Here is a 4,298-nt window from a genome sequence, read left to right on the forward strand (position 1 = left end):
CAGCACTTTTGTGCGGCCTGCAACCGTGTGCGGCTGGGTGTCGATGGCACGCTGTATCTGTGCCTGGGGCAGAACGACAAGCTGGAACTGGGGCCGATGCTGCGGGCCGGCGCCGACGATCACACCCTGACGGCGGCCATCCGCGGCGCGATTGCCCGCAAGCCCGAACGCCATACCTTCAACGAAGCGCCCGGCAAGGTGGTGCGCTTCATGTCACAAACCGGCGGCTAAAGCCGCCCATCACAAGGAAGTCCATGCTGTATCCGCGTCAATGGAATCTGGTTTTTATTGCCTGGCTGCTCGCACTCGTATCGACACTGGGTGCACTTTTTTTTAGCGAAATCGTCGGTATCGAGCCTTGCGTGCTGTGCTGGTATCAGCGCATCGCCATGTTCCCGCTGGTATTGATACTCGCCCAAGGCTTAGCCACATCAGACAGTTCGGCCATCCGCTACGCACTGCCGCTGGGCTTCATCGGCGCGCTGTCGGCCTTGTATCACAATCTGATCTACGCCGGCTTAATCCCGCAGGACTTGCAACCCTGCGGCCAGGGCAGCAGCTCCTGCGCCCAGATCGACCTGCAGCTATTCGGCTTTGTCACCTTGCCGCTCTTGTCGCTACTGGCCTTTGCCGCCATCAATACCCTGCTCCTTATTGCCTCGAAAGCACCACGAAATGAAAAATAAAACCATCCTCTTGGGCAGCGTCCTGCTGGCGCTGCTGGCCTTCTTTGGCGCGGCGCGCTTTTACCAGTCGCAGCAAGCCGAAAACATGGCCGCCCAAGGCAGCGTCAACAGCGAACAACTGCTGCGCGCGCATGCGCCGGTGCTCGGCCCTGCCGACGCCAAGGTGACCATCGTCGAATTTACCGATCCGGCTTGCGAGACCTGCGCCGCGTTTTCGCCGCTGGTGAAGGGCATGGTCGAACAGTATCCGGGACAGGTGAAAGTGGTGATCCGTTACGCGGCCCTGCATCACGGCGCCGACCAGATCGTGCGCATGCTGGAAGCGGCCCGCCTGCAAAAGCCGTACTGGCCGCTGCTGGAAACCCTGTACCAGAATCAGGCCTACTGGGCGCAAAACCATCAGGCCGATGCCAACAAGGTGGCCGCCATCTTTATGCATGAAGGCGTGGACATGACGCGCCTGGCGCAGGACATGAATGCGCCGGCCATCACCGCCATCGTGCAGCAGGATGAGGCCGACCGTCAGGCGCTGCAGGTCGACATGACCCCGGGGCTATTCGTCAACGGCAAGCCGCTGACCGAATTCGGCGTCGGCCAGTTCAAGGCACTGGTGGCCGGCGAAGTGGCGCGCAGCTACGGCCAGCAGTAAACATCACGACGGCCGTGACGAAAGCCTGTCGCGGCCATCAACTCCGCCCTATTCCCTGCCCGTTTGCCACAGGGTATGGCTTAGCACTCAATGCACGCCTTGGCATACGCGGTGCGTTCGATTTCCAGCACCTCGACACTCAGCTGAAGCTCTAGCCCTGCAGGCCAGCACTGCTGCTGCAACACCTGCAGCAAGCAGGCGGACAAAGCCTGCCGGATAGCGTGCGGGCGCCCATCCAGAATGGACAGCCTGCCATGCACGAAAGCGCGCGGCGATAACGAGACACCAATCCGGAAGGCATCCATCTTCTGCGCCCGGCTCTTGATGTCGCACTCGTCAAACTGGCCGGATGCCAGCAGCGCCTGATTCATCGCCAGCAACAGCGCACCGGCATCCAGCGCCGGCAAATTATCCGAGTATTCGATATTCAGGTGCGGCATCGCGACTCCTTAAATGGAAATTGATCAGTTTTGCGCCGTAACCGGCACCGGTGCTGCCGCCAGCGGCTTCTTCTGGCTGATCAGCACCCCGCCGAACACCAGCGCACACGCCAGCCACTGCGACAGATTCAGCATCTCGCCCAGAATCAGCCAGGCCAGCGCCACCGAAAACACCGGAATCAGGTTGATAAAAGAGGCCGCGCGCGCCACGTCAACCTTGCCCACCGCCCAGGTATACAAGCCGTAGCCGCCCAGCGTGATACAGGCGCCCAGGTAAACCACCCACACACTAGGCCAGAACGGCAGCGTATCCGGCCACTGCCCCCACGGCGTCAGCATGCCGATGCCGAACCACAGCGAGCCCATCAGCGCCTGCACCCCGGTCAGCAGCAGCGCCGAATAGCGCAGCGACAACTTCTTGGCGATCAGCATGTAGCCGGCGCCACACACCATGGCCAGAAACTCCAGCGCATTGCCAAGCAAGGGATTGGGCGCATCGGCACTGCTGCTGGCCCCCACCGTCAGCCACAGCACGCCGGCAAACGACACCACCATGCCGGCCCACACCTGACGGCCGTGGCGTTCGGCCAGAAACAGCATGGCACCGGCCGTCACCAGTATCGGCAAGGTGGCGGTGATCACCGCCGCCTGCGAGGCACTGGTCAGCATCAAGGCCTTGGCTTCGAACAAAAAATACAGGCAAGGCTCGGCCAGCCCCAAGCCCAGCAGCCATTTCCAGTCTCCTGCCTGATAGCGCCAGCGCTTGCCGGCACGCAGAATCAGCGGCAGCACGCACAGCGACGCGATCAGCATGCGTGCAAACAGCACGAATACCGGATCGAACACGGCAAACACATACTTGAGGGCGATAAAGGAACTGGCCCACAACAGCATGGCCAGTGTCAGGGCAAGATAGGGCAGCATGGCAGACAGGCTTCGCAGAATTTTAAACAGCATTATCTACCCTTAATGCATATTTAAACAAGGTGATGCCATGCCAAGCCAAAAAAAGGCGATGTCCGAATTACACGTTGGTGTTGATTGCATGCGATGCGCACTATCCGTGCGTCAGCCCCCCATCCCCGTTAGGCTCGCGCCGGTGAAAAAGACGCTGGCGGGGTCTTAAGCCGGCCCCTGCTTGAGCGATTCGACGGTAGCGAATACCCCGCTGAGCGAATCAAAGATTCGCACGCATGGAGTTGGCCAACGCCTCGCCAGAGGCTTTTGCAGCGGGGTTTCGCGAGACTTCGGGGGCACCGGAGATGCAAGGGGCCGGGCGCCCCCGGCCCCTGCCCGCATGTATTCCCTCGCGCCGCTGCGCTTGCCGCGCTCGGTCAGCGGAAGCGGCAAGTAAAAAACACGTCCGCGCAGCGGACACAAAGTCCAAAACCTATCTGCGCAAACTCGTAACAGGACATAGCCAAAAAAAACGAGCCTCAGGCTCGTTTTTCATCATGCCGCGCCAGACGTGCTTAACGCAGGATCTGCACCGACTTCACATCGACTTCTACCCCGCTAATTTCCCTGTCGACCTTACCGGATAGGCGCACGCGGGTTGCCGCGTCGAAATTTTCTGCCGGCAGATATTGATGGTCGATCTCGACCCGGATCTCGCCGCTGGCATCACGGAAGGTGTAGCTGTCTTTGCCCAGTTTATTCACCACCTGCCCTTCCAGCGTCACCGCCGCGTGATCCGCCATTTTTGCAGCCGCCACCGCCGTTACCACGCCAGCAGGTGCCGCCGCCGCTGCGCCCGGGCCGGTATATTCGGCGTGTGCAGCAAAAGGCAGGGCGGCAATCAGGGCCATTACAGCAAAATGTTTCATCATTATCTCCATATCAGGCTGCCGGCACCCGCACAAGCAAGCCAAATTCATAAAAATCCATTTACCACATGCTAAACGTTATAGCAGAGGTATTTCAGGCTGCCGCGCAGGCAGGCGCAGCCTATCCGTCACGCCGTGCAAGCGAACCGGCTCAATTCAGGAGTTCGACCATTTTCACATCAATTTCGGGCGTGGTTTGATACCAGTCCTTGTCGACCTTGCCGGACAGGCGCACACGGGTCTTGTCGTCGAATTTCACCGCCGGCAAATGCTTGCCATCGATCTCGACCACGCCCTCGCCGCTGGCATCGCGAAACTGATAGGTATCATGGGATAGCTGTTTGACGATCTGCCCTTCCAGTACGAAGCGGGTATCGTCGGCGGCTTTTTGCGCGGCGCTTATTGTCGTCACGCTCGGCACGGCGCTTGGGCCGGTATAGCTGTGCGGGGCAGTACCGGCGCTAGCGGCCAGTGGCAGGAGGGCGGCAATCAGGGCGGTAATGGCGAGTTTTTTCATGGTGCGGGTTCCGTGTTCGTCTTCAATGAAAAGCATTTAAGCACGCTTATATTAAGACGACCTTAAGCCGCACTGACGGTGCTTAGCAGGCATCACGCCGCGCCTAAGGCTAAGCATCAGTCGCCCGACAGCGCCACAGCCGGCCAAAGGCGCACCCAGCCCTCATGATGGCCGGCAGCC

The 4,298-nt window shown here is 60.2% G+C and carries 6 protein-coding genes and 1 pseudogene; 3 read left to right on the forward strand and 4 right to left on the reverse strand.

All coding sequences use genetic code 11. From position 1 onward, the window contains the following. From ACRC1E_RS09150 to ACRC1E_RS09160, 3 genes and pseudogenes are all read left to right on the forward strand, one after another. Positions 1–231 (forward strand): annotated as a pseudogene (locus ACRC1E_RS09150) (GTP 3',8-cyclase MoaA); the annotation flags it as partial. Between the two features lie 23 nt (positions 232–254). Next, the gene (locus tag ACRC1E_RS09155) at positions 255–686 is read left to right on the forward strand and encodes a disulfide bond formation protein B (RefSeq protein WP_438514792.1); all 432 of its coding nucleotides are present in this window, start codon (positions 255–257) and stop codon (positions 684–686) included. Further along, positions 676–1,335 carry a DsbA family protein gene (locus ACRC1E_RS09160; RefSeq protein WP_438514793.1) on the forward strand — a complete coding sequence of 220 codons (660 nt, stop codon included), beginning with the start codon at positions 676–678 and terminating at the stop codon, positions 1,333–1,335. Before ACRC1E_RS09155 ends, ACRC1E_RS09160 begins: the two co-directional genes overlap by 11 nt. An 80-nt stretch (positions 1,336–1,415) precedes the next feature. Here ACRC1E_RS09160 and ACRC1E_RS09165 read toward each other — a convergent pair whose 3' ends face one another. The 4 genes from ACRC1E_RS09165 to ACRC1E_RS09180 all read right to left on the reverse strand — a co-directional run bounded on the left by ACRC1E_RS09165 (position 1,416) and on the right by ACRC1E_RS09180 (position 4,154). Further along, a complete protein-coding gene (locus ACRC1E_RS09165) occupies positions 1,416–1,775 on the reverse strand; it encodes a 5-carboxymethyl-2-hydroxymuconate Delta-isomerase (protein WP_438514794.1) in 360 nt (119 codons plus the stop codon). Between the two features lie 24 nt (positions 1,776–1,799). After that, the gene (locus ACRC1E_RS09170; protein WP_438514795.1) at positions 1,800–2,732 is read right to left on the reverse strand and encodes a DMT family transporter; all 933 of its coding nucleotides are present in this window, start codon (positions 2,730–2,732) and stop codon (positions 1,800–1,802) included. 515 nt (positions 2,733–3,247) lie between these two features. After that, positions 3,248–3,601 carry a YgiW/YdeI family stress tolerance OB fold protein gene (locus tag ACRC1E_RS09175; RefSeq protein WP_438514796.1) on the reverse strand — a complete coding sequence of 118 codons (354 nt, stop codon included), beginning with the start codon at positions 3,599–3,601 and terminating at the stop codon, positions 3,248–3,250. Between the two features lie 151 nt (positions 3,602–3,752). Then, positions 3,753–4,154 (reverse strand): YgiW/YdeI family stress tolerance OB fold protein, encoded by a 402-nt coding sequence (locus ACRC1E_RS09180; RefSeq protein WP_438514797.1) that lies wholly within the window; start codon positions 4,152–4,154, stop codon positions 3,753–3,755. Between the last annotated feature and the right edge of the window lie 144 nt (positions 4,155–4,298).

This window comes from Craterilacuibacter sp. (assembly GCF_051659485.1).
Taxonomy (GTDB): Bacteria; Pseudomonadota; Gammaproteobacteria; order Burkholderiales; family Chromobacteriaceae; genus Craterilacuibacter.